The organism is Galliscardovia ingluviei, from assembly GCF_014635685.1.
Lineage (GTDB): Bacteria > Actinomycetota > Actinomycetes > Actinomycetales > Bifidobacteriaceae > Galliscardovia > Galliscardovia ingluviei.
In genome coordinates this window covers 913,921-940,443 of the sequence record NZ_BMDH01000001.1, presented here as the reverse complement: position 1 = coordinate 940,443, position 26,523 = coordinate 913,921, and the positions used below count along the sequence as shown (strand labels likewise).

Sequence of the window (26,523 nt, the reverse complement as noted above, 5' to 3'; positions counted from 1 at the left end):
ACTTGAGCATACAGAGTTACGAACTACGCGCATGGAAAGGATACGCATGACATACACAGTTGCTGTAGCAGGCGCTACGGGATACGCAGGTGGAGAAGCATTACGTATCCTGGCAGCGCATCCAGATTTTGAAATCACTTGTGTGGCAGGGCATTCTACAGTTGGGCAAACAATGGCTCAGCATATGCCTCATATTCCACAGATCGCTGATTTAACTGTAGTCGAAGCGACACCAGAGCATCTTAATGGCCATGATGTTATTATTTTGGCACTCCCACATGGTGCCTCAGGTGCTCTTGCTGCCGAGCTGGATAGTGATGCTGTAGTGGTTGATCTTGGTGCAGATCATCGTCTGATTAACCAGACAGATTGGGATACATACTACGGTGGAACGTATTTCCCTCATTGGCAATATGGCATGCCAGAGTTGATTACTGGAGGTAAGGCTGGTGCTTTTACCTATCAGCGCAGTAATCTTGTTGGCGCGAAGCGTATTGCAGGTCCTGGTTGCAATGTAACAGCAGTCACTCTTGCTCTCCAACCAGCCCTTGCTTATGGTCTTATTGACAGTTCAGCTATTGTTGCTGATTTAGTAGTGGGCTATTCAGGTGCTGGAAAAGCGTTGAAACGTACCAATTTATTAGCAGCAGAGGCTCTTGGAAGTGCTACAGCTTACGGTGTCGGTGGCACACACAGGCACATTCCAGAAATGGTGCAGAATTTAGGTTTTGCAGCAAGCGCATATGAAGGCACACAGTCAAGCCAAGCACAAGCAATGCGATTGAGTTTTACGCCTGTGCTTGCTCCAATGGCTCGTGGAATTTTGGCCACGGTTTCTGCACCGCTATCCAAGCAAGGTATGCAATATTCTCAAGACGAATTGCAGCAGCTTTGGGCAAAGACTTACGCACAAGAGCACTTCATTCATGTGCTGACCCCAGGTATGCTTCCAGTAACCGGCAATGTTATAGGTTCCAATGCGGCGCATATACAAGTGGTCAAAGATGAGCGAGCTGGAAGACTGATTGCTTTTGCAGCAATCGATAATCTCAATCGCGGTACTGCTGGTCAGGCAGTGCAATCATTAAATATCGCCCTTGGACTTAAAGAAGAAACAGGATTAACAACAATTGGAGTAGCGCCATGAGTGTAACGTATGCACAAGGATTTTCGGCAGCAGGAGTACGCGCTGGTATTAGCGCTATGTCGGGTAAAAAAGATCTCGCTGTAGTAGTCAATAATGGTCCTTTGCAAGTTGGAGCAGGAGTATTTACACCGAATCGTTTTTGTGCAGCTCCAGTACAATGGTCCCGCAAAGCGGTGGAAGATGGCAAACTTCATGCAGTAGTCTTAAATTCTGGCGGAGCAAATGCATGCACCGGTTTAGCTGGCTATGAGCAGTCGAGGACGAGTGCCGCTCATACTGCTCAAGAACTAGATTGTGCCATTAGTGATGTTGCTATATGCTCGACGGGGCTTATTGGCGAACTATTGCCGCTTGATAAAGTTTTACAAGGTATTAGTGCAGCTGTGCAACAGTTGGGTAGTGATGAGCAAGCTGGCAGTGATGCTTCTTATGCCATTATGACAACTGATACTAAACCAAAAACTGTAGCACTAGATGGTTCTGGTTATCGCATTGGTGGCATGGTTAAAGGTTCTGGCATGATTGCGCCGCAGCTGGCTACGATGCTTTGTGTAATCACAACTGACGCTGTTGTAGATGAGCAACTGGCACAAGAAGCATTGCAAGCAGGTACAGAAGTGTCTTTTAACCGCATTGATGTTGATGGGTGTATGTCAACTAACGACACGGTGCTGTTATTAGCTTCTGGAGCAAGTGGCGTTAGTGCTGATCCTCAAGAATTCAAGCAGCTTGTAGCGCAGGCATGTGCTAGCCTTGCTCGTCAAATTATTGGTGATGGTGAGGGTGCAAGCCATGACGTTCGTATCACAGTAACCCATGCGTCTGATGAACAGGCGGCACTAGCATGTGCACGTGCTGTAGCGGCATCAAATCTGTTGAAATGCGCTATAGCTGGCAATGACCCCAACTGGGGACGTGTGGTGAGTTCCTTGGGTACAGTTCCAGCTGCTGTTGCACCCTATAATCCGAATGAAGTAACGGTAGATATTAACGGTGTGCGTGTCTGTGATGGGGGTAAACCTGGACGTGATCGCAGTGAAGTAGATATGACACCACGTGAAGTGCATATTGATATTGATATACATGCTGGCGACGCACAGGCCACAGTATGGACTGATGATTTAACACATGAATACGTACATATTAATGCTGACTACGAAAGCTAATTGCCGACTAACGCTCATAGTTCCTATGAGCCAATATGAGTAATTACATAATAACAAAGGACAACATATGGCCATGATAAAAGGCCCAGGATATCATCTTGATGTGCATCAAGATTTAAATGCACAGCAAAAAGCAGAGGTGCTGATTGAAGCTTTACCTTGGCTAGAAGAATTCTACGATCAGCGCGTTGTTATTAAATATGGCGGAAATGCCATGGTTGATGAAACGCTTAAACGCCATTTTGCTGAAGATATGGTGTTTTTGCGTCAAGTCGGTATTCACCCTGTAGTAGTTCATGGGGGAGGACCACAAATCTCTTCCATGCTTGCAGCTCTTGGTATTGAAAGCGAATTTAAGGGTGGACTGCGCGTTACTACTCCTGAAGCTATGGATGTGGTGCGTATGGTATTAACTGGTAAAGTATCACGCGAAATTGTGGGATTGATTAATGCTCATGGACCTCTCGCCGTTGGGCTTTCTGGAGAAGATGGTGGACTCTTTTCTGCTGTACAGCGCAAACCAATTATTGACGGTGTGAAAACCGATATTGGATTGGTTGGCGATGTAGTCAGTGTTGATGCTTCTGCAGTAGAAGATCTGATCACTGCAGGGCGTATCCCAGTGGTGTCTTCTGTTGCACCAAATGAAGATGATGCCACACAAGTGCTGAATGTTAATGCAGATTCCGCAGCTGCAGCACTAGCGTCAGCACTTGGAGCAAGAAAACTTATTGTGCTCACCGATGTAGAAGGCTTATACCACGACTGGCCTGATAAGGATTCACTTATCGGAAAAATTGGTGTAGAAGAATTGCGTAATATGCTTCCAGATTTACAAAGTGGAATGCGTCCTAAGATGGAAGCGTGCATTCGCGCACTTGATGGTGGTGTTGAAGAAGCACATATTATTGACGGTCGTAAGCCTCATTCGTTGCTTAACGAGGTATTCACTACACGTGGTATTGGCACCATGGTAGTTAAAACGCCCGGAATTGAGATGAGGAGTCAGTATATTCATGGATAATGCAGCTGTAGAACAGGAATTACTTGCAGAATATTCGCAAGTACATATGAATGTTTTTGGCACGCCTGCACGCGTACTCGATCACGGCGAAGGCGCAGTAGTATACGATGTTGAAGGCAAAGCGTATCTGGACTTTCTGGGAGGTATTGCAGTAAATGCTGTAGGCTATGCTCATCCTAAGTGGGTGAAGGCTGTAGCTGAGCAGGCTGCAAAAGTGGCGCATGTGAGCAACTATTTTGCAACTCAGCCACAGATTACACTTGCGGCAAAATTAATTGATTTAGCGGGTGCTCCTAGTGGTTCGCGCGTATACTTTGGTAATTCTGGCACAGAGGGCAATGAAGCGGCGCTCAAGCTAGCAAAACTGCATGGTCGAGTATTGGAGCAAGACCAAAGCGTACAAGGTGCAGGAAAGTCAGCGCGAATTATTGCTATGACCCATGGTTTCCATGGGCGTACGCTAGGTGCATTAAGTGCAACTTGGAAGCCGGCTATTCGCGAGCCGTTTGAGCCGCTAGTACCTAATATTGAGTTTGTAGAAGCAGGCAATATTCAAGCTCTACAAGAGGCATTTGAACAAGCTGGCGATAGTGATGATGCAAAAGGCCCAGTCGCAGCTGTGATTATGGAAATGATTCAAGGCGAGGCTGGCGTGCTTCCAATCGGTGCTGATTTTGTAGCTGCAGCTCGTGCGCTTTGCAATCAGTATCGTGCGTTGCTTATTTTTGATGAGGTGCAATGTGGTGTCGGTCGCACTGGCGTGTGGTTCTCATACCAGCGACAAGATCTTTCTGGTGGAGTACTGCCTGATGCCATAACTTTTGCAAAAGGTATTGCAGGAGGCTTCCCTATGGGAGGGTTGATTACTTTCGGCTCAGAAGTTTCCTCATTATTTACTCCTGGCTCTCATGGCTCGACATTTGCTGGTAATCCATTAGCAGCAGCAGCAGCCTTGGCGACTCTTGGCATTATTGAAGAAGAACATTTAGTAGAGCATGCTGAGGAGCGCGGAGAACGACTACGCAATGCTATTGCCAATTGCGGTAATCCACTATTTACTGGCACGCGTGGTAGAGGACTGCTGAATGCAGTGTTGCTTGCACATCCATGTGCTCATGCGGTTGCGGCATGGTGTCTTGATCACGGGCTTATTGTTAACGCAGTAGCTCCTGATGCGTTGCGTTTAGCACCTCCATTAGTGGTCAGTGAGCAACAGATTGACGAATGTGTCTCAATTTTGACACAGGTACCACAGGATTTACCGAATGATTAACTGGTAGCATAGACGTTACAGTAGTAAATCAAAAATATGTAATAAAAGCACGAGCGGCTCGGCAACACAAGTAACCGTTTGATATAAGGAGGAGATATGGCACACGAACTTCGTCATATGCTTCGCGATGATGATATTAACCATGAAGAGCAAGTACAAATCTTAAAATTGGCTGAACATTTCCGTCAAAATCGGTATTATTCACGCCCTTTTGAGGGTCCTCAGGCAGTAGCAGTGCTGTTTGATAAGCCCAGCACGCGTACTCGTTCAAGTTTTTCCGTCGGTGTTGCTGAGCTTGGTGGTTATCCGCTTGTTATTGATAAGTCAGGCTCTCAATTAGGTCGTGGTGAGCCAGTGTCTGATACGGCACATGTTCTATCACGCATGACATCGGCTATTGTGTGGCGAACATTTGGACAGGATTTAGTTGAAGAAATGGCGCGTAATGCAACATGTCCAGTGGTTAATGCGCTTACTGACAGTTTCCATCCTTGCCAAGTTTTGGCTGATTTACAGACGATTGCAATGCATCGCGGTGGTGTAGATGCGCTTGCAGGTCAAAGTATTGCATATGTAGGCGATGCTGCCAATAATATGGCGAATTCATATCTGCTTGGTGGTGCTACAGCTGGTATGCATGTGCGCATTGCAGGTCCAAATGGATATCTACCAGATCCAGCTATTGTGGCAGATGCACAGCGTATTGCTCAAGAAAATGGTGGATCTATCCTCGTCACCACTGACCCAGTTGAAGCAGTTTGTGATGCCGACTGTGTATTTACTGATACTTGGGTTTCTATGGGTGAAGAAGGCGAGTATGCAATTCGATCCAAGCCATTCTGGCCTTATCAGGTTAATGCACAGCTTATGAGTTATGCCAAGGATGATGCATTATTCCAGCATTGTTTGCCAGCATACCGTGGTAAAGAAGTGACCGCCGAGGTGATTGATGGATCGCAGTCTGTGGTATGGGATGAAGCTGAAAATCGTTTACATGCGCAAAAAGCGTTGCTAACATGGCTTATTGCATGGCAGCGTGATGACACTTCGTTGCTTGGAGAGGTTGCATAGTTGTATCAATGGTTATGCACGAATCTGCATATAAGAGCCGCTAGTGTGTGAGGGGGTATACGAGTGGTTGATTCGTCATTTCAGCGCCCGCAGACTCGTACTGCGCGGTTAAGTGTTATTGAAGAGATTCTTCGTAACTATATTATTACATCGCAAGCCCAGTTGCAGGATCAGCTTGCACAAGAGGGTATTAGCGTCACCCAAGCGACGCTGAGTCGCGATTTAGATGAACTTCAGGCTATTAAAATTCGCTCAGCCCAAGGCTCGATGGTGTATGCAGTGCCTGAACAATCCATGGAAGCAACAGTACCTCAACCGACTAACGCCGTAGAGCAGCATGCGCTCTCTGAGGAGGCATTTGATAACACGCTTAATACACATGAGAACAACAATGAATCAACTGTTGCTGCTCTTGAATCTTCGATGCAGGCAGAACATGCTATTCGTGAAAGTAAGTTGGAACAGCAACTTTCCCGTATTCTTTCCGGGTTGGTTACTTCTGTTGTCGCGTCAAATAATCTCATCGTGGTGCATACTCCTTCCGGCGCTGCACAATATGCGGCAAGTGCGTTAGATAGGCAACCTTTAGAAGGTGTACTTGGTACTATCGCCGGAGATGATACGGTGCTTATTATTACAGTTAATAATGATGTGGCACAGGAACGTATGCAATGGCTGTTAAGCATTGCGCAAAGTGGTAATACATTTAATCGGTAATCTCAAAATATACACGCGGCTTGCATATGTATGCATGGTTATGTATATTATGAAGTCAGATAGAACTAAGGAGCATTATGGCAGACAATAATCGTATTGTATTGGCGTATTCAGGCGGTTTGGATACATCAGTTGCTATCCCGTATTTGAAAGACCGTACTGGTAAAGATGTAGTAGCTGTATCTCTTGATGTAGGTCAGGGTGGCGAAAGTTTGGAAACAATTCAGCAGCGTGCATTAGCATGTGGCGCTGTTGAATCATATATTGTGGATGCGCGTGATGAATTTGCTAATGAATACTGCATGATGGCACTAAAAGCCAACGCTATGTATGAAGGAGTATATCCTTTAGTATCAGCGATTTCGCGTCCTTTGATTACTAAGCATCTGGTTCGTGCAGCACACCAATTTGGTGCAGATACCATTGCTCACGGTTGCACTGGCAAAGGCAACGATCAGGTGCGCTTTGAGGTTTCTATCCAATCCATTGACCCTACATTGAAGGCTATCAGCCCAATTCGTGATCTGTCATTGACTCGTGATGTGGAAATTGCTTATGCAAAAGAGCATCAGTTGCCAATCGTACAGACTGAGAAGAGCCCGTATTCTATTGACCAGAATGTGTGGGGTCGCGCTATTGAAACAGGCTTCCTGGAAGATCCTTGGAATGGACCTACTAAGGATTGCTATGCATATACTGATGACCCTGCATTCCCTCCAGTTGAGGATGAAGTGATTATCAAATTCGAGCAGGGTATTCCAGTAGCAATCGATGGCAAGCCAGTAACCCCATTGCAGGCTATTGAAGAGATGAATCGTCGCGCTGGTGCCCAAGGTATTGGGCGTATTGATTTGATTGAAGATCGTTTAGTCGGCATCAAGTCTCGTGAGCTATACGAATGCCCAGGCGCTGTGGCGTTAATTACTGCACACCAGGAACTTGAAAATTGCTGCCTAGAGCGTGAGCAGCATCGCATTAAGCGCGATATTGACAAGCGTTGGGGTGAATTAGTATACGATGCACAGTGGTTCTCTCCAGCAGTACATTCGTTGAATGCCTTTATTGAAGACACCCAGCGCTATGTTTCAGGCGAGATTCGCATGATTTTGCATGGTGGTCGCGCTGTAGTAACCGGTCGTCGTTCTGAAACTTCATTGTATGATTACAATCTGGCAACATATGAATCTGGCGATACTTTCGATCAGAATGCATCTAATGGTTTCATTGAAATTTATGGTCTGCCAACTCGTGTAGCTGCGGCACGCGATGTGAAGTTTGGTAATGGTATTGAAGTTCCAGATAACACTGTGGAGTAGATATGACGCAATCACATCCAGAGCATGTGGCTTTGTGGGGTGGGCGCTTTTCTAGCGGTCCTTCTGCTGCATTAGCTGCGCTCAGTAAATCAACCCAATTTGATTGGCGACTTGCAGATGACGATATTGCAGGTTCGCGTGCTCATGCACGGGCGCTTGGACGAGCTGGTTTATTAACCGATCAAGAGCTTGAACAAATGGAACAAGCACTTGATACTTTGCAGCGCATGGTAGACGATGGTAGTTTCGCTCCTCGTGAAGATGATGAGGATGAAGCTACTGCCCTTGAACGCGGACTTATGGATATTGCAGGCAGTGAACTTGGTGGTAAGCTGCGTGCAGGGCGTTCAAGAAATGATCAAATTGCTGCGTTGATTCGCATGTGGTTGCGTCGTCATGCACGTGTAATTGCTCGAGGTGTGCTTGAACTTGTCCAAGCACTTATTGAGCAGTCTGAACGTGCAGGTCAAGCTGTTATGCCCGGGCGTACTCATATGCAGCATGCTCAGCCAGTATTAGTGGCACATCAACTTATGGCGCATGTATGGCCACTATTGCGTGACGTAGATCGTTTGCGAGATTGGGATGCACGTATTGATGCAAGCCCATATGGTTCTGGTGCTCTTGCAGGCAACACGCTTGGACTGGATCCTCAAGCAGTAGCGTATGAGCTTGGATTCTCAAGCGTTACAGAGAATTCTATTGATGGTACTGCTGCTCGTGATTTGGTCGCTGAGTTTGCATTTATTGCTGCGATGCTTGGCGTAGATATCTCTCGACTGAGTGAAGAGATTATTATCTGGAATACTCAGGAGTTCGCTTTTGTGACGTTAGATGATGCCTATTCCACAGGATCATCGATTATGCCACAGAAGAAGAACCCTGATATTGCAGAACTTGCTCGTGGTAAATCAGGTCGCTTAATCGGTGATTTAGCTGGTTTATTAGCAACATTAAAGGGCTTGCCAACTGCATACGCGCGTGATCTACAAGAAGATAAAGAAGCAGTATTCGATCAGGTAGATACTCTTGAGGTTTTGCTTCCAGCATGTACCGGCATGGTGGCGACTATGCGCTTCAACTACGAGCGTATGGAGCAGGAGGCGCCAACTGGTTTTGCTTTGGCAACAGATATTGCAGAATGGCTAGTACGGCTTGGAGTGCCATTTAGGAATGCTCACGAGCTTTCTGGAGCCTGTGTCAAACTGGCAGAAGAGCGCGGACAAGAGCTCTGGGATTTAACTGATGAGGATTTCATCACAGTATTTGATGGTTTTGTTGATGCTACAACAGCTCCTCAAGTGCGCGAAGTATTGAGTACTCTTGGTTCTGTTACTGCGCGTAAGGGCAAAGGTGGTACTGCACCGGAGCGAGTGGCAGAGCAGATTGAGTCTGCAAAGCAGGCATTAAAGCTCGATCAGGATTTTGCCCAGTCGAACAGCGATGGCCCAGCTTATAAGCCATTTGGTTCGCTTGCACAGTAGTTACATACTGCTTGTGGTGAAGCTCGGCACATTGACAAAACGATATGTGCACGATGCGCTACTTTCATGCACAAGCAGATGTGACATGTGTTTTGGAAGCTAAGATGCCATTTATATGGTAATGCGATAGGGTAGATACGATTATGCTGTATCTACCCTTTTGAAGGCGCACATGGTATCTCAACGACGTCGTAGTAATACAACAAGGCACTGTTGCCTATACATGCGAAATACGCGAGTACTGCGTGAACAGATTCGAAATGATGTACATCGGTATGGCGCAGATATTCTTGCCCACCACAGAATGTTGCAAGAACGCAATTTTGTACAGCACGGTCGTGTCAGTACTTATGCCCATTCAATACGGGTAGCGTGTTTAAGTTTGTGGCTTGCATATCATTTGCGCATATTGCATATGATAAATCGCAGGTCGCTGGTTCGTGCGGCTCTCTTGCATGATTATTTTTTATATGACTGGCATCACTGGGATCAAGGAACTCACCGATACCATGGATTTACCCATGGTAAGACAGCACTTATGAACGCTGTGCATGATTTTTCACTGACACGTAGGGAAGCTGATGCTATAGCTCATCATATGATTCCGATGACCATGCCTCCACGCACGCTAGAAGGGGTACTAGTATCTCTTGCTGATAAAATCAGTGCATTAGGTGAAACAATCCTTTACTAATAGCAGCGCTATATCCTCCATCCTAAGCCATATATACATAAGGAATGCGATGAGTTTATCAGACCTTTATATGCATCCAGTTCACGTACCGCTTTCATACTCAGTTTGCGTGCTATGGACAGTATGGTATGCATGGTGTGGATGGTTGTATGAGACGATAATGATCTCCATTCAGCAACGACGCTTTGTTAATAGGGGATTTTTGAATGGTCCCTATTGCCCTATATATGGTGTTGGCGCGATAAGTGCTATCGCATTGCTTGATCATATACGCAATCCATTCATAGTTTTTATTATTGCTGCACTCGGTGCATGCGCATTGGAATACGCTACTTCGTGGGTTATGGAGCAGTTATTTCATGCACGATGGTGGGATTATTCAAATTTTCGCTTCAATCTTCACGGCAGAATATGCCTTGTAGGAGCAATAGTTTTTGGACTATTTGGAGTACTTATTATATTTTGTTTTCAACCGCCAATTGCTTATATTACTTCACTAATTCCTCAGCAAACATTGGCATGGATTGCTGGAATACTTACTGTGATTATCACAATTGATGTTGTAGTAACCGTGAGTGCAATGCTCGACTTTGAACAGGCATTACAAAAACTTGCACAAGCAGCATCGTTTGTTAAGCAGCAAGTAAGTTCCATATCTGATCAGGCGACAAGCGAGGCGAACGAGCGGTTAGCTACTTGGAAACAGACAGTATATTCAGTGCTATCTGCGCAACAAATCCGATTGATACGAGCATTCCCCAAATTTACGAGTCGGGATCATAACGATATTGTGACCATGCTGAAAGCAGAATTCCATGTGCGAACCGCCGAAATTCGTTCAAGTGTGCCCCATGTGTCGGCATGTGTTGAGAAACTGAAGTGTTCACGTATCCATAAGAAATCGTGAAGTGATGTAGTAGTACCACTAGTACATGTCAAGATCAGGAGTATTGAGATCGATGGCTCAAGTCAGAAATTATCAGGAAGCAGGGTTCACATCCCTATTCGAAGAGTTGCAATGGCGCGGACTCATTAACCAATCAACTGACACCGAACAGCTTGCACAAGCACTTAACGGAGAGCCAATTACCTATTATTGTGGTTTCGATCCTACTGCAGCATCATTGCACATTGGCAATTTAGTCCAGTTGATTAATATGCGTCATTTGCAGGCTGCTGGACATCACCCGATTGCACTGGTCGGAGGTGCGACTGGTCTTATTGGTGACCCTCGTCAATCAGGAGAACGCACGCTTAATCCAAAGGAAATTGTTGCTACTTGGGCTGAGCGTCTTAAAGGACAGATTGGTCATATTTTAGAGACTGAGGGAGCAAATCCAGTTAGTTTTGTCAGTAACTATGACTGGACTGCTTCGATGACAGTTATTGATTTTTTGCGCGATGTCGGTAAAAACTTCCGTTTAGGAACTATGCTGGCCAAGGATACGGTGGCTAGACGTCTGAATTCAGAAGAGGGCATTAGTTTTACTGAATTTAGCTATCAGGTGTTGCAAGGTAATGATTTCTTGCATTTATTTGACGAGTACCATTGTGTATTGGAGCTTGGTGGCTCCGACCAGTGGGGTAATCTTACCAGTGGTTTGGACTTAATTCGAAAAGTGCGCGGTGCATCAGTACATGTGTTTACCAGCCCAATTATTACTGATGCGCAAGGCAAAAAGTTTGGTAAATCAGAGGGAAATGCTGTATGGATTGACCCTACTATGCTCAGCCCATACAAGTTCTATCAGTTCTGGATTAACCGTCCTGATGAAGAAATGGAGCGCTTGCTTAAAGCATTTACCTTCCTACCAAAATCTGAAATTGAGGCTTTACTTGAATCAACTCGTACCAATCCAGGTGCTCGTGAAGCACAGCGTGCGCTCGCTTGGGAAGTAACAAGCTTTGTACATGGCGAATACGCTACTCAGCAGGCTATTGATGCTGCTGCTGCATTGTTTGGTCGCGGTGGAGATTTAAGTGGATTAGACGAATCCACCTTGGAAAGCGCTCTTGAAGGTTTGCAAATTGATGGTGTATTTACACAGGCACATATTGCGGATCGTATCACTGATTTAGCCGCTGCAAGTGGCTTAGTAAAGTCTGCATCTGAGGCAAGAAGAGCAATTACCTCAGGTGGTTTATATATTAATAATCAACGTATCGAAGACGTAGACTACATCTTGCGTGAAGAAGATTTACTGCATAACCGTTTTGTAGTTATTCGTCGTGGTAAGAAAGCCTTGGCTGCATTGGAGGCACAGCGATGAGTGAAGAAAATCGAGGCCGTTCAGGCTCACACCAGCACCGCGGTGGTAGTGGAAGAGATCATCGTAATTTCCGTCGTAATGGTGATGGCGATCGTAAGCGTCGCTTTGAACGCCGCGATGGGGAGCGTCGTTATTCCAACCGTGGTGAACGTGATGGAGAGCGCCGTTATGAGCGCCGCGATGGTGAACATCGTGAACATAGGTATGGCGATCGCGATGGAGAGCATCGTTTCCGACGCGATGGTGAAGGTTTTGAACGCCGTGGTAAAGGCAATCGCTCTTTTGAACGCAAAGATCATAAACGTAATAATGATCGACAGTTTAACCGCCACGACCATAATCGAGGCAATGCAAACCGCGATGCAAAAGGCTCTCAGAGCTTCTATGAGAGTGCTCGACAGAATTCTGATGGCACTATTTCATACCCATCGCAAAACCCATACACTGATCGCAGGCCAAATGAACCAGTAATGCCGAAAGGGATTGAGTGGAGCATGCTCTCTCGTGATGAGCGAGATCGTTTGCGCGGCTTAAGCAAAGAGCATGCTGAAAATATTGGGTTGCATATGCTTGCTGCGTACTCATTGGCTGATACTGATCCGCAGTGGGCACTCCAGCATGCACAGTGGATTGCGAAGCAGGCTTCTCGTATTGATATGGCACGTGAAACTCTTGCTTTCTTGGCATACCGTCAAGGTGATTACAAGCTTGCTTTGCGAGAATTCAAAACTGCGTTCCGTATGAATGGCTTCTTGGATTATCTGCCATTTATTGCCGACTGTGAGCGTGGATTAGGGCACCCTGAGCGTGCTATTGAAGTGGCTCTATCTGATGATGCCAAGCAGCTTCGCGGAGAGTCTAAAGCTGAGATGTTCCTTGTACTAGCAGGCGCTCAAGGTGATTTAGGAAACTGGGATAAGGCTATTGATATCGTACACACGCTGGGGCGTTCTCGAGGCATTAGCGGTGAGTACCGTATGCGTGCTTTACAGGCTGAACAGAATTTCCTTGAGCAAGCAGGACGTTTAGAAGAGTCAGCACAGCTTGATGACTTGGTTGAGCGTTTAGAAGACGAATATGCTGACATTGAGCCTGATGATGAGGAACTCGTTATTGACAATGATCTTGAAGATGTCAGTGATGATATCCTCGAAGGCTTAGGCATTGAGTTGCATCCTGTTGCTGAGGAAGATGCAGAACATAGCGAAGAGAGCGCTACAGAGTCAGCAGATGGTGATGCTGAAGTAGATACTGAGGCTGAAGCATTATCTGAAGAGCCTTCATCTGATGAAAGTTCGACTGATATCTCGACATCTGATGAACTTGCAGATCCTGAAAGCGACCAAGCAGAACAAGAGTAAACCAAGTCCAAAGTGCAATAGGGTGTGATATGAGTTCTTGGCTGGCAAGTGAACAACCACTGTGTGAAGCATACCAACTAGCGCTTGTTGATTTAGATGGCGTGGTGTATGTTGGCAAGCTTCCTATCGATTATGCGGCATCAGCACTTATTGAGGCTGAACAGCATGGGATGAATATTGAGTACACCACCAATAATTCGTCCCGCTATCAGTCGGTTGTAGCTGAACAATTACAAAGCTTCCACTTGCCAGTAGAACCATGGCAAGTTATCACATCTTCTGTAGTAGCAGCTCGTATGGTTGCTCATCATGTGCCACAGGGTAGTCCTGTACTTGCTGTTGGTGCTCCTCATTTACAAGAAGAAGTAGAACGTGCAGGACTTAAGCTCGTCCATACCATTGAAGAGCACCCGGTTGCTGTAATCCAAGGTTGGTATCCAGAAATTACATGGAATGAGTTAGCTACTGCCGCATTTGCTGTAGAACAGGGCGCGTCCTACTTTGTGACCAATCGAGATCTGACTATTCCTAGAGAACATGGTGTAGCTCCTGGATGTGGCTCGTTGATACAAGCAGTAATCAATGCCACAGGTGTTGAACCTGTTGATTCAGCGGGAAAGCCTGGTTCTGCAATGTATGATGAAGCACGTGGGCTTGTTGCTGAACATCAAACTCAGCAATATACTACTCAGGGTGTAGAGCCAATTGCTATTCGACAATGCTTGGCAGTGGGTGACCGCTTAGATACTGATATTGAAGCAGCAAATCGTGGTGGGTATGATTCGCTTTTGGTCCTTACTGGTGTTACTGATGCGCGTATGTTGATGCTGGCACAGCCTATATTGCGACCAACATATGTGTCTCGTGATTTGCGTGGATTACTTGGCGCACATCATGCTGTACAGCGTTTAGATGATGGCGTAAGTGCGGATGGTGCGCAAACAGGGCACTCAACAGAACGTATCTGGCAGTGTGGTCGTGCAATTGTTCGTGTATCTGTTCATCGCTTGCAGGCGGAAGTAGCTCCTGAAACTCGTGAAGCATATACTTCTCGTGAGGCACTTGCATCTACACATGCTGCATTCGCTGATGGCTCAGATAGCATTGATAACGCAGGTAGCATGGATAACGCAGATAGCATGGGTAACACAGATGGATTGGATCTCTTGCGTGCGGCAAGTCAAGCATGCTGGTATGAGTTGGATCATGCGCAAAGTGCTGTGCTTAAGGGGAGTGCGCTTGAAGAGGCTGTTGATCATTTCGTAGAGCAATGGTATCCAAATGGGCGGGATTTACGCAACTATGAGTGAGCTATCTGATACAAAAAATACTGAGACTGATTTGTCTCAAAGCCACCAAGTTGATATTGCGCTATGGAAAGAACGCATTGAGCAGTACGCCTCCACTTTGCAAGAGTTGCAGCATGAACTTGAGGATGTTCAATGAGACTTGATGTGGCCTTAGTGGAACGTTCTTTAGTACCTTCGCGTAATAAAGCACAACAGTATATTCCTCAGGGAATTGTATTTGTTAATGGCATTGCTGTGACGAAGCGCTCGTATGAGGTACAAGACACTGATGTTATCGAGGTGCGATCACAAGATACGCAGTATGTTTCACGCGGCGCCTATAAACTGCTCGGTGCTTTGGATGCATTTACGCCAATGGGTTTCCCCAATATTGCCGGCAAATATTGTCTAGATATTGGAGCTTCTACAGGCGGCTTTACTCAGGTGTTACTCGAGCGTGGTGCTGCAAAAGTTATTGCTTTAGATGTAGGTCATGATCAGCTTGCCGCAGTATTGAAAGCAGACGCGCGTGTAGTGGAATTAAGTGGTATGAATATCCGCTCAACCACTCGCGAAGATGTACCGTTTGCGGCACAGATTGTGGTTAGTGATGTTTCATTTATTTCACTAACCTATGTTATTCCGCATATTGCCGATTTGGTCAGTGACGATGCTCATGCGCTACTACTTATTAAACCGCAATTTGAAGTAGGTAGAGCAGCTTTAGATAAACACGGCATTGTGACTCATGAGGCAGATAGAAAGCGTGCTGTGGATACAGTATGCACATGCGCACGCCAAAATGGGTGGGTAGTAGAGCAAATTATTGATTCGCCTATTACCGGCACCCATGGCAATGCTGAATTCTTGTTATGGCTGCGCAGGTCAGAAAATAACTGATATTCTGGTTACAGAGTTTGTAAGTAGTTCATACATTAGTTTATGCATATGTAATCTATATATAAGCTATTTCACTGTTTTATTGTTACGATTACGCTTTTTTGGGTTGACTGCATAAAAATCAAAGCGAATTTGCATAAATTCTTTAACAGCAGGAATTGTACCAATCATATAACCTACGACGGCGCCGATAAGAATTGACCATGATGCTGCGTCCCAGCCAAGAATCATTGCAGCTAAGAATACGCCAATATACACAATGCCTACAGCGGACGATACTTTCTTTTGCTGAGCGTTCATCATGTCATTGCGCGGCATTGGGGCAAATCCAAATCCGATTATTGCTCCAATAATAGCGAATACTATAGTAATACCAATCGTAGTAGCGTCCATGTTGTTCCTTTCCAATTGGCTTTATTGTACAGGAGTGTCCATAAGTAGAAGTATACAAAACAAATATGTATATTTATTCAACACTCTGAGAATTTATGCAAATGACTATAGGTAAATATACAGTGAAGTTGTGCCAAATTGTGGGCAATTCATACAAAATTTTATGAATTACGAGACAATGGAATGGCATTGATGTAGAAAGTAGGGTTTTCTGCATTTGCTCAATTGAAGGAGTAAGGACATATGAAGAGAGGCTCAAAGCTTACAGCTGTGTTCGCAACTGCTGCGTCCATTGCTATGCTCCTGGGTGCTTGCGGTTCGAGCGGCAATAACACCGCACAGAGCGGAGCAGCAGGCGGCAATATTATTACTGCTTATGAATCTGAACCTCAGAATCCATTGATTCCAGGTAACACCAACGAAGTTGGTGGCGGTAAGCCAGGTGATTTGCTCTTTGCTCGTTTGGTATCATTCGATGCTAAGGGTAACGCTTCTAATGAAGTCGCAGAATCCATCACTCCAAACGAAGATTCAAGCGTTTACACTATTAAGATTAAGGATGGCTGGAAGTTCACTGATGGTACTCCAGTTACCGCTGAGTCCTTCACCAAGGCATGGAGCTATGTAGCTAATGCTGCAAACGCACAAAAGTGCTCCAGCTTCTTCTCAGTTATCAAGGGCTATGATGAGCTTCAGGCTGATGGACTCAAGGGCAATGAACAGCTTTCTGGTTTGAAGGTTATCGACGATAAGACATTCGAAGTCACTTTGACTTCACCAAACTCAGTATTCCCAATTATGGTTGGTTACTTGGCATTTGCTCCACTGCCAGAATCCTTCTACAAGGATCCAAAGGCATTCGGCGAAGCCCCAGTTGGTAACGGCCAGTACAAGTTTAAGTCATGGAAGCATGGCGACAACATTCAGTTGGTAAAGAACCCTGATTACAAGGGCAACAAGCCAGCAAAGAATGATGGCGTCACCTTCAAGATTTACACTGATGACTCTGCTGCATACTCTGATATTCAGGCTGGTAACTTGGATGTAATGGAATCTGTTCCAACTTCCGCAACCAAGACCTTCCAGAATGATTCTAAGGTGCAGGCATACAATGAAGCTGGTTCTGTAATTCAGCAGTTCACTATTCCTTCTGCTATGGAGCACTGGAATAACAGCACTGAAGAAGGTCAGCTCCGTCGTCAGGCACTGTCCATGGCTATCGACCGTGAGTCCATCACTAAGAAGGTGCTCAACGGTACTCAGTCTCCTGCAAAGGACTTCACTTCACCAATGACTCCAGGCTGGACTGATAAGCTGAAGGGTGTTGATGTATTGTCCTACAACCCAGACAAGGCTAAGGAATTGTGGCAGAAGGCTGACGCAATTAGCAAGTGGGATAACCCAAGCATTAGCTTTGCATTCAACGCTGATGGTGGACATCAGGCTATTTATGAGGCAGTTGCCAACTCAGTAAAGAATGCTCTGGGTATTAATGCAACTACTAACCCAATGCCAACCTTCCAGGAATTCCGTCAGGCTGTTTCTGATCGTAAGATTCAGGGTGCCTTCCGTTCTGGCTGGCAGGCAGACTACCCATCCGCAGAGAACTACTTGGTACAGCAGTTTGATTCTTCAGCAGCTGATGGCAAGGGTTCAAACGATGGTGACTACAAGAATTCTGAATTTGATGGTTTGATTGATGAAGCTGTTAAGGCTTCCAGCACTGACGAAGCTAATAAGTACTTCAGCCAGGCTCAGGAAATCTTGCTGCGCGACTTGCCATCAATCCCACTGTTCTACATGAATGCTTATGGTGTTGCAGCTACCGGTGTTAAGGGCTTCGAGCTCAACTGGCAGAACAACCCAGAGTATGAAGAGATGAGCAAGTAGTATAACGTATCTCGCTAGATACTAGGGAATTATCACAGCCTAGGTGCTTATGCATCTAGGCTGTTTTGTTAGGAATTGTTACCTAGATGTTACATAGTGAACGCATAAATCTATCAATAACGGTATAATGAGACACTTAGTAAGGGTATCTATGCTTTTGAGGCTTATAAATGCTGCAATTGCAGTAGATAAGTCTGTGCCTGGCGATAGCGTACCCAAAGAAGAAACGACATAGAGTTGTGCATACGGCAAGTGGTCGAGCAGAAGCGTTCCTCGGCGACGCGGAACGCTGCACATTCTGTGTTGAGGTAAATAACAAGGAGAAGCCACATGGGCAAGTATCTTCTGCGTCGTATCTTGCAGATGATCCCCGTGGTTCTCGGTACGACACTTCTGGTGTATGCGCTTGTCTTTGCTCTTCCGGGCGATCCTGTGAAGGCAATGTTTGGAGATAAGCCAGTCAATGAAGCCGTCGCTGCCCAGATCCGCGCAGAATATAATCTTGACAAGCCTTTTATTATCCAATACTTGTTGTTCTTGAAGAACGCTTTGACATTGGATTTTGGCAATACCTTTGCTGGTCAACCTGTTATTGATGAGATTGGTCGCGCTTTTCCAGTAACAATTAAATTGGCATTGATGGCGTTTGCTTTCGAAGCTATTTTTGGTGTGGTCTTTGGTGTTATTTCAGGATTGAAAAAAGGCAAGTGGTATGATTCAGTTATTTTGATCGTGTCGCTGTTGCTTATTTCTGTGCCAACATTTGTTACCGGCTTCTTGGGTCAGTATTTCTTGGGCGTACAGTGGAGTATTTTGCCAGTAACCGCAGGTGCTGATCCTGGGTTTATTGATTTGCTGATGCCAGCTATGGTGCTTGGTAGCGTTTCTATGGCATACATTATTCGCTTAACCCGTTCTGAAGTATCATCAAATATTGCATTAGACTATGTGCGCACCGCTCGTGCAAAAGGTCTTTCTAATCGCAGCGTGATTATGCGTCATATTTTGCGTAATTCTTTGATTCCAGTGGTTACGTATTTGGGTCAGGATTTAGGTGCCCTCATGGGTGGCGCTATGATTTCGGAAACTATCTTTAATATTCACGGTATTGGCTTCCTTACCTATCAAAGTATTTTGAAGGGTGAAGCTACATTGGTAGTTTCTATTGTGACATTGTTGATGCTGATTTTTGTGGTCTGCAATTTAATTGTTGATATGCTGTATGCAGCCCTCGATCCACGTATCCGTTACGCATAAGGAGGGCATGATGACTCAAGAAGAACTTATGCACAAGAGTGAAGAAGTATTACCAGGGCAGCAGCGCTATGTTGCGCCTATTGAGCAAACCCCATTGCAGAGTGTAGATTCTGTTAATGAATCAGCTCCAGCAACGAGTATGTGGGCTGATGCTTGGCGTACACTGCGTCACAACCCTATGTTTATTGTTTCTGCAATTTTGATTTTGATTTTGCTTGTCGTGGCAATATTCCCAGGGCTATTTACTCATCAGGATCCAAATTACTGCACTTTGGATACCTCTCTTGATCCTCCAAGCGCGGGGCATCCATTTGGTTTTGATATGCAGGGCTGCGATATGTATTCGCGTGTTATTTATGGTGCTCGCACTTCTATGAGTGTTGGTATTTTAGCTACTTTGCTTGTGGTGCTCATTGGTACGATTATTGGTGCAACTGCAGGCTTCTTTGGCGGCTGGGTCGATGCTGTGTTGAGCCGTATTAATGATATTTTCTTCGCTTTGCCAATTTTGCTTGGTGCTATCGTGGTTTTGCAGATGTTTAAGACTTCTGGATCTATCTGGAAAATTGTTTTAGTTATGGCACTTTTTGGCTGGGTGAGTACTGCTCGTATTGCTCGTGGTGCGGTGTTGAGCGCAAAGAATCTTGAATTTAACACTGCATCTACTGCATTAGGTTCTACTCCTATGCGTAATTTATTGCGCCACATTTTGCCAAATTCACTTGCTCCAATCATTGTTATTGGAACTACTTCGCTAGGCACATATATTGTACTTGAAGCAACGCTGAGCTTCCTTGGTGTAGGCTTGCCAACAAGTACGGTGAGCTGGGGCGGCGATATTGCTAAGGCTCAGGATTTACTACGCACTGATCCAATGGTGTTGTTCTACCCATCTGTGGCATTGGCTATTACAGTGCTTGCATTCATTATGATGGGTGACGCTGTTAAAGATGCTCTTGATCCAAAGAGTCGTACAGCGTGAGCTAGGAGAGTATGAAAATGACTGAAAATACAACACATGCAAGTCACCATATTGACTTAGCTGCTATGCAACGCGAGCATGGACCTATTCTTGAAGTAAAGAATTTGCAGGTTGATTTCACTACCGATGATAAGCGTGCTGTGCATGCAGTACGCGATGCTTCTTTCACTGTATACCCTGGTCAGTGGGTAGCTATTGTAGGTGAGTCCGGTTCTGGTAAATCGACTTCTGCAATGGCTGTTCTAGGTTTGCTACCAGGCACTGGTCATGTTGTTGGTGGTTCTATTAAGCTTGACGGTCAGGAAGTTTCTTCGATGATGCCAAAGCAGTTTGAATCACTTCGCGGTAGCAAAATGGGGTTGGTTCCTCAAGACCCAATGAGTAATTTGAATCCTGTGTGGCGCATCGGTACACAGGTTAAAGAGGCGCTTAAAGCTAATAATATTGATATTGCCCATGAAAAGCGTTCAGATTTAGCCAAAGCACTTGCAGGGGAAGATATTGAACTTAAGGGTAATGATGATGAGTTATTCTTAGGCTCTGACCAGTTGCAAGGTTTGCTTGCCACTGCCACTAGCGAGTTAGAATCTTTGGGACTAAGCGGCGATGCTCTTGAATCCAAACTCCAGTTCTTTAGGCAAGAATGGGTGCCAGGATCAGAAACACGCTGGCATATTGCTGAGGATTTGATTAAAGCTGGTGTTAATGATGACCGCGCTTGGGAGATTGCGAAAACCTATGCTAAAGGTTCTAGCATGTCTGACCGTATTGCTGGTTTGCTCAATGAGGCAGGTTTGCCAGATGCTGCAACACGTGCACGCCAGTACCCACATGAATTCTCTGGTGGTATGCGCCAGCGTGCATTGATTGCCATTGGTTTGGCATGCCGTCCTGATTTGTTGATTGCTGACGAACCTACTTCGGCGCTTGATGTGACAGTACAGAAGAAGATTTTGGATCATTTGCAGTCACTTACTGATTCCCTTGGTACTTCTGTGCTGTTCATCACCCATGATTTGGGCTTGGCAGCAGAGCGCGCTCAGCATATTGTGGTGATGTATAAGGGTCAGGTTGTGGAGTCCGGTCCTTCTTTGGAAGTATTGCAACATCCACAGCATCCATATACTAAGCGCTTGGTTGCAGCTGCTCCTTCTTTGGCTTCTCAGCGTATTATTTCTGCGCATGAACGTGGTCTGGATACGCGCCAACTGATGGAGCATGCGGTCAAGGACGAGGATACGCTTGAGCATGGTGAACATATTATTACTGTTGATCACCTTACCCGTGAGTTTAAGCTGCCTCGCCGCAAGGAAATGTTTAAGGCTGTCGATGATGTTTCCTTCTCGCTGAAGCGAGGCACTACGCTTGCTATTGTAGGTGAGTCTGGTTCTGGTAAGTCTACTGTGGCTAATATGGTGTTGCATTTGCTTGCCCCAACCGCTGGTAAAGTCTTTTATGAAGGTGCTGATACATCAACCTTTAGCAAGGCGCAGTTACTTGATTTCCGTCGCCATGTACAGCCAGTATTCCAAAATCCTTATGGTTCCCTCGATCCGATGTACTCCATTTACCGTTCGATTGAAGAACCTTTGCGTATTCATAAGATTGGCAATACCAAGTCACGTATTAAGCGTGTAAAGGAATTGCTGGATATGGTTGAGTTGCCAGAGTCTGTGATGGGACGCTATCCTAATGAGCTTTCTGGCGGTCAGCGTCAGCGTATTGCTATTGCTCGCGCTATGGCTTTGGAACCTGATGTTATTGTCTGTGATGAGGCTGTTTCTGCACTTGATGTGTTGGTACAAGATCAGGTGTTGCGTCTGCTGAATGATTTGCAGGCAGAACGTGGATTAAGCTACCTGTTTATTACGCATGATTTGGCTGTGGTTCGCCAGATTGCTGATGAAGTTGTTGTTATGCAGCATGGCAAGTTGGTTGAACATGCTACTACAGATGAAGTGTTTAATCATCCAAAGATGCAGTATACCCGTGATTTGCTTGATGCAATTCCTGGTGGCAAGTTGCAGCTTGGTTTGGATATGTAGTACGTTTTGTGCTGTAAATATTTGTAGATAATAGCAATATGGAGGTCTCACAATGAGGCCTCCATTTATTATGAGATTCTAGATTGACTACATTGATAACCTATTTACTGGTGTAATGCGGCCTTTCGATCGTCATGGTTACGCCACCAAGTCGAGAGCACTGATCCGGAAATATTGTGCCACACACTAAAGAATGTTGACGGTATTGCTGTTAGCGGTGCAGCAGCAAAGCTGGTAAGTGCTAATGTTACTCCCAAACCTGAATCTTGCATACCGACTTCAAAGGTGATGGCTTTTTGTTGGGCATAGCCAAACCCTTGTGGGTAAATTTTGCTCATAATCTTAGAGAATCCGTATCCAAGTCCATATCCGCATAGATTATGTAGCATGACTACTGGGATCGCCAATAAGGTTGCACTACTGAACAGGCGATCATGGTTTACTGCCACTACAATGCCGATAATAGCTAAAATAGCAAGTTGAGAAATAATTGGAAGTACCGGCGTTACGGTTTGAATCTTTTCCTTAAATAACATATGGCAGGCAACACCTAGTGCAATTGGCAACAACACAACTAATAAAGCATTGACGAAAAGTGATTGCCATGGAATGGCAACATATTGTGAGGCTAATACCTGCATTAGTGTTGGAATCATTATCGGCGCAAGCAATGTTGACAAAATTCCGATAGATACATCAAGTGCCACATCTCCACGTGAGAGGAAGCTCATCACATTTGAAGAGGTTCCTGAAGGGCAGCAGCCCACGAGGATAACGCCTACTGCAAGAGGTCCGGATAAATGGAATATCCAACACAATGCTACAGCAATAAGTGGCATGATGACATAGTGTGCAACAGTACCAATAATTACCATCAGTGGTTGTTTAATAATACGTGCAAAATCATCGATAGATAAGGTTAACCCCATACCGAATAATACGACTCCGATAAGATAGCCTGTGTAGCTTTTTCCACCTACGCTAATGGTGGGAATACAGTAATTGACGACTGCCCAGATAACAACAATCAGAGTAAACCAGCGTGTAAGCCAGTTGGAAAATGTTGTTATTCTTTGCATTGTTCCTCCTTCCCGTTGGAATAGTGCCATAGTAGTACTTCACTGATGTTGTAAAAGAAGAGGGTCACATAGTGGGCATGTAGGGGGAAGACAAAAATTACAACGCGCAACCGCGACACACGGAATATCAATTAAGTAATATGATTTGACAAACTTAGGTAAATGACTTTACTATATACATGTACGCAATAAGTCAGGATAAGCCTGAACATAGCAAAGGAGCTTCAATGGCTTTGTGGGATGTAGATAAGATTGAATATGTCGGCCGTGAAAAGGGACCACAGGAAGGTCTCGGTTTCCACTACTATGATGCTGATCGCGTAGTAGCAGGCAAGAAGATGAAGGATTGGCTGCGCTTCGGTGTGGCATGGTGGCATACCTTTGATCAGGAATTGGTTGACCCATTTGGTGTGGGCACTGCTCATCGCCCATGGTACGGCAAGTATTCCAACCCAATGGATGAGGCGCTCGCCAAGGTTGATTATGCTTTTGAATTCTTCACCAAGCTCGGTGCAGAGTACTTCTGCTTCCATGATCGTGATATCGCTCCAGAAGGCGATACATTGCGTGAAACCAACGCCAATCTTGACAAGGTAGTGGACCGCATTGAGGAAAATATGAAGTCCACTGGCGTTAAGCTCCTGTGGAACACTTCCTCACTATTCACCAACCCACGCTTCGTTTCCGGCGCTTCAACCTCACCATTTGCTGATATCTATGCTTACTCAGCAGGTCAGCTCAAGCACAGCCTTGAGATTGCAAAGCGTTTGGGTGCAGAAAACTACGTATTCTGGGGTGGTCGTGAAGGGTATGAGAACCTGTGGAATACTCAGATGAAGCGCGAGCAGGAGCATATGGCTAAGTTCTTCCATATGTGCCATGCATATGCGCAGGAAATCGGCTTGGATGCACAGTTCTTGATTGAGCCAAAGGCTAAGGAACCAACAATGCATCAGTATGATTTCGATGCTGCAACTGCTATCGCATTCTTGAAGACCTATGATATCGACTTCATGAAGCTCAACCTCGAAGGCAATCACGCTAACCTCGCTGGTCATACCTATCAGCATGAGATTCGTGTTGCTCGTGAAGCAGGCGTGCTCGGCTCTCTCGATGCAAACCAAGGTGATAAGCTGATTGGCTGGGATATGGATGAGTTCCCAACTGATCTCTATGAGACTTCTACTGTGATGTGGGAAGTGCTCGATGAAGGTTCTATCGGACCTCACGGTGGTTTGAACTTCGATGCTAAGCCACGTCGTACCAGCTTTGTGGCAGAAGATCTCTTCCGTTCACATATTGCAGGTATGGATTCCTTCGCTGCAGGCTTGCTGGTGGCAGCAAAGATGCACGAGGATAAGTTCATCGAGAACTTGCAGGCAGAGCGTTACGCTTCCTACGATTCCGGTATTGGTGCTTCTATTGAGAATGGCACTGCTACTTTGGCTTCCTTGGAAGAGTACTCACTCGATAAGCCACAGTCTGAGCTTATTGCAGCAACCAAGTCTGATCACCTTGAGTCTGTAAAGGCAACCATCAACAACTACATTGTTGAGGCTTTGGCAGAAGCATAAATATAACTACAGATACAGAACAGATATATAAACACTGGGTGTGAAGGTACTTCATGCTGTGTAGTTACATCACACCCAGAGCCGTAGGTCATGTGTACGGTATTGGGTTTCCTTCTTATGGCGGGGCTTAGGCTCCGCCATTGTTATTGCTGCCAATATGTCTTATTTCGTGTATCTATCGCTTATGTGCGCTTATGTATAGTGAGTATGTAATACGCGATTTTAATAATATGTTAAGAGATACCAGAGTACGCACGTATTGGCTAAAAGAGCGATACGTTAATAGAGAGTGCGCTATCAACAATATGAATCCAATAGTGGTATTACTCAAGAGTAGACGATGTTCGTATTACAGTTTCTTGAGTATAGGCAGCAACACCATCTGCAGTAGTAACAGTAGTGCGTTCAATTCGCTGTTCAATATGCATGGTTGCAGTTGGTGCTTCAACATTGCTATCAGCATGTTCATTGCAGACATCATCGAGACAATGACGCAAACGCTTCATCAAACGCTCTGGAGCCTGCTCTGGCCGTAAATAGGCACGTAATGTTGCAATTAACGCTTTTTCTTGATCATCACAACATGCATCAATATTAAAACAATCGCCTTGTGATAAATCGACTAAACACAAATCACCGGGGATAAGTGGCATATCTTCATCATATGCTGCGTTGTTATGGTACTGCTCGTTATGCGTACCGTGCGCATTCGACACAGTATTCATTTGCTTCTCCTATACACGTAATTGCTTTCTCTATTATGGCGCAAAATATAGCCTTTGTGGTTCACAATTGGCATAATTAGTGTGACGATGGCGATGTTTTTGATTTGCCATACCCGCGCTCAGCTGCATAATGGGCAAGTTCTTGCTTAAGTTGAGCACGTGCACGATTCAAACGGCTCATTACTGTGCCAATAGCAACACCCTGCTCATCAGCAACTTGCTGATAGCTTTTGCCATCGATTGCTGCATCAATAAACACTTGGCGGCGTTCTGGGGAAAGTTTCTGCAAGGCAGCCATAATCTCTTGGGGTGCAAATGCTTCCCAATAACTATCTTCTGCTGATTTCAGCCCTTGAGACTGATGCTCAGAAGCTGCATAAATATCCCAATCGTCATACTCTCCAGTAGCAGCATTCGCGCGTTGCGGCCGACGTTTTGCTTTTTGGTATTGGTTAAAAAAGAGGTTGCGCTCAATAGTTGTCATCCAAGCAGCAAAATTAGTGCCAGGTTCAAATGAAGAAAAATGCTTAAACCCACGTTCAAAGGTGTCTTGAACTAAATCCTGTGCATCATCAGCATTATTGGTCAATCGCATCGCATGTCGATATAAGGTATCAACAATGGGCATGGCAAGTGACTCAAATTGAGCACGCTGTGTCTGTACAGAAGGTGTTGATACAGATAGCGCTTGCTCAGAAGACACCGGCGCAGATGGTGTCTGCACTGACGGTGCTTGCATAGATTGTTGCTCTATAACTTGTGACACATTTCTATTGTGCCACGAGTGTGGGTACAGACGCTTCGAAAAGCGTAAGAAAGCTGTAAGAAAGTACGCAAAGTTTTCAAAAGTACTGATATTCGAAGAA

The 26,523-nt window shown here is 45.3% G+C and carries 23 protein-coding genes and 1 pseudogene; 20 read left to right on the top strand and 4 right to left on the bottom strand.

Annotated elements, in window-relative coordinates:
- The first annotated feature begins 46 nt into the window (after positions 1 to 46).
- The 15 genes and pseudogenes from argC to IEU85_RS03835 all read left to right on the top strand — a co-directional run bounded on the left by argC (position 47) and on the right by IEU85_RS03835 (position 15,712).
- Positions 47 to 1,147: an N-acetyl-gamma-glutamyl-phosphate reductase gene (gene argC / locus IEU85_RS03905; protein WP_188354887.1), complete on the top strand. Its 1,101-nt coding sequence runs from the start codon at positions 47 to 49 to the stop codon at positions 1,145 to 1,147.
- On the top strand, positions 1,144 to 2,313 hold the full coding sequence (gene argJ / locus IEU85_RS03900; protein ID WP_188354886.1) for a bifunctional glutamate N-acetyltransferase/amino-acid acetyltransferase ArgJ: 1,170 nt from the start codon (positions 1,144 to 1,146) through the stop codon (positions 2,311 to 2,313). The genes argC and argJ overlap by 4 nt, the downstream gene beginning before the upstream one ends.
- Positions 2,314 to 2,380: 67 nt before the next feature.
- Positions 2,381 to 3,337: an acetylglutamate kinase gene (argB, locus tag IEU85_RS03895; protein ID WP_188354885.1), complete on the top strand. Its 957-nt coding sequence runs from the start codon at positions 2,381 to 2,383 to the stop codon at positions 3,335 to 3,337.
- Positions 3,330 to 4,610, top strand: a complete 1,281-nt coding sequence (locus IEU85_RS03890; protein ID WP_188354884.1) for an acetylornithine transaminase — start codon at positions 3,330 to 3,332, stop codon at positions 4,608 to 4,610. Before argB ends, IEU85_RS03890 begins: the two co-directional genes overlap by 8 nt.
- A gap of 96 nt (positions 4,611 to 4,706) precedes the next feature.
- A complete protein-coding gene (argF, locus tag IEU85_RS03885) occupies positions 4,707 to 5,681 on the top strand; it encodes an ornithine carbamoyltransferase (RefSeq protein WP_188354883.1) in 975 nt (324 codons plus the stop codon).
- A gap of 63 nt (positions 5,682 to 5,744) precedes the next feature.
- On the top strand, positions 5,745 to 6,398 hold the full coding sequence (locus IEU85_RS03880; RefSeq protein WP_188354882.1) for an arginine repressor: 654 nt from the start codon (positions 5,745 to 5,747) through the stop codon (positions 6,396 to 6,398).
- Positions 6,399 to 6,475: 77 nt separating this feature from the next.
- Complete coding sequence (locus IEU85_RS03875; RefSeq protein WP_188354881.1) at positions 6,476 to 7,714, top strand: argininosuccinate synthase; 1,239 nt, start codon at positions 6,476 to 6,478, stop codon at positions 7,712 to 7,714.
- A gap of 2 nt (positions 7,715 to 7,716) precedes the next feature.
- The gene (argH, locus tag IEU85_RS03870) at positions 7,717 to 9,198 is read left to right on the top strand and encodes an argininosuccinate lyase (protein ID WP_188354880.1); all 1,482 of its coding nucleotides are present in this window, start codon (positions 7,717 to 7,719) and stop codon (positions 9,196 to 9,198) included.
- 172 nt (positions 9,199 to 9,370) lie between these two features.
- Positions 9,371 to 9,892, top strand: a complete 522-nt coding sequence (locus IEU85_RS03865; protein ID WP_308469295.1) for an HD domain-containing protein — start codon at positions 9,371 to 9,373, stop codon at positions 9,890 to 9,892.
- A gap of 49 nt (positions 9,893 to 9,941) precedes the next feature.
- Complete coding sequence (locus tag IEU85_RS03860; protein WP_188354878.1) at positions 9,942 to 10,799, top strand: putative ABC transporter permease; 858 nt, start codon at positions 9,942 to 9,944, stop codon at positions 10,797 to 10,799.
- 52 nt (positions 10,800 to 10,851) lie between these two features.
- Entirely contained in the window at positions 10,852 to 12,162 is a 1,311-nt protein-coding gene (gene tyrS / locus IEU85_RS03855; RefSeq protein WP_188354877.1) for a tyrosine--tRNA ligase, read from the top strand.
- Positions 12,147 to 13,406 (top strand): annotated as a pseudogene (locus IEU85_RS03850) (tetratricopeptide repeat protein); the annotation flags it as partial. The gene tyrS and the pseudogene IEU85_RS03850, both read left to right, overlap by 16 nt.
- A gap of 146 nt (positions 13,407 to 13,552) precedes the next feature.
- Positions 13,553 to 14,833, top strand: a complete 1,281-nt coding sequence (locus IEU85_RS03845; protein WP_188354875.1) for an HAD-IIA family hydrolase — start codon at positions 13,553 to 13,555, stop codon at positions 14,831 to 14,833.
- Positions 14,826 to 14,969, top strand: coding sequence for a hypothetical protein (locus tag IEU85_RS03840; protein ID WP_188354874.1), 144 nt, complete (start codon positions 14,826 to 14,828; stop codon positions 14,967 to 14,969). The genes IEU85_RS03845 and IEU85_RS03840 overlap by 8 nt, the downstream gene beginning before the upstream one ends.
- Positions 14,966 to 15,712, top strand: a complete 747-nt coding sequence (locus IEU85_RS03835; RefSeq protein ID WP_188354873.1) for a TlyA family RNA methyltransferase — start codon at positions 14,966 to 14,968, stop codon at positions 15,710 to 15,712. Before IEU85_RS03840 ends, IEU85_RS03835 begins: the two co-directional genes overlap by 4 nt.
- 66 nt (positions 15,713 to 15,778) lie before the next feature.
- Here IEU85_RS03835 and IEU85_RS03830 read toward each other — a convergent pair whose 3' ends face one another.
- Positions 15,779 to 16,105, bottom strand: coding sequence for a hypothetical protein (locus IEU85_RS03830; protein WP_188354872.1), 327 nt, complete (start codon positions 16,103 to 16,105; stop codon positions 15,779 to 15,781).
- Between the two features lie 243 nt (positions 16,106 to 16,348).
- Between IEU85_RS03830 and IEU85_RS03825 the strand changes: the two genes are divergently transcribed.
- The 4 genes from IEU85_RS03825 to IEU85_RS03810 all read left to right on the top strand — a co-directional run bounded on the left by IEU85_RS03825 (position 16,349) and on the right by IEU85_RS03810 (position 22,279).
- Positions 16,349 to 17,995: a peptide ABC transporter substrate-binding protein gene (locus IEU85_RS03825; RefSeq protein WP_188354871.1), complete on the top strand. Its 1,647-nt coding sequence runs from the start codon at positions 16,349 to 16,351 to the stop codon at positions 17,993 to 17,995.
- Positions 17,996 to 18,325: 330 nt separating this feature from the next.
- Positions 18,326 to 19,252 (top strand): ABC transporter permease, encoded by a 927-nt coding sequence (locus IEU85_RS03820; protein ID WP_188354870.1) that lies wholly within the window; start codon positions 18,326 to 18,328, stop codon positions 19,250 to 19,252.
- 10 nt (positions 19,253 to 19,262) lie between these two features.
- Positions 19,263 to 20,234 (top strand): ABC transporter permease, encoded by a 972-nt coding sequence (locus IEU85_RS03815; protein WP_188354869.1) that lies wholly within the window; start codon positions 19,263 to 19,265, stop codon positions 20,232 to 20,234.
- A 17-nt stretch (positions 20,235 to 20,251) separates the two neighbouring features.
- On the top strand, positions 20,252 to 22,279 hold the full coding sequence (locus tag IEU85_RS03810; RefSeq protein ID WP_188354868.1) for a dipeptide ABC transporter ATP-binding protein: 2,028 nt from the start codon (positions 20,252 to 20,254) through the stop codon (positions 22,277 to 22,279).
- A 104-nt stretch (positions 22,280 to 22,383) separates the two neighbouring features.
- Here the strand turns inward: IEU85_RS03810 and IEU85_RS03805 are convergent, their stop codons facing one another.
- Positions 22,384 to 23,358 carry a bile acid:sodium symporter family protein gene (locus IEU85_RS03805; RefSeq protein ID WP_188354867.1) on the bottom strand — a complete coding sequence of 325 codons (975 nt, stop codon included), beginning with the start codon at positions 23,356 to 23,358 and terminating at the stop codon, positions 22,384 to 22,386.
- Between the two features lie 227 nt (positions 23,359 to 23,585).
- On the opposite strand from IEU85_RS03805, the gene xylA reads away from it, so the two are divergent.
- The gene (gene xylA / locus IEU85_RS03800; RefSeq protein WP_188354866.1) at positions 23,586 to 24,932 is read left to right on the top strand and encodes a xylose isomerase; all 1,347 of its coding nucleotides are present in this window, start codon (positions 23,586 to 23,588) and stop codon (positions 24,930 to 24,932) included.
- A gap of 323 nt (positions 24,933 to 25,255) precedes the next feature.
- Here the strand turns inward: xylA and IEU85_RS03795 are convergent, their stop codons facing one another.
- Entirely contained in the window at positions 25,256 to 25,657 is a 402-nt protein-coding gene (locus tag IEU85_RS03795; RefSeq protein ID WP_188354865.1) for a hypothetical protein, read from the bottom strand.
- Positions 25,658 to 25,733: 76 nt separating this feature from the next.
- The gene (locus IEU85_RS03790; protein WP_229714748.1) at positions 25,734 to 26,285 is read right to left on the bottom strand and encodes a sigma-70 family RNA polymerase sigma factor; all 552 of its coding nucleotides are present in this window, start codon (positions 26,283 to 26,285) and stop codon (positions 25,734 to 25,736) included.
- Positions 26,286 to 26,523 lie beyond the last annotated feature (238 nt).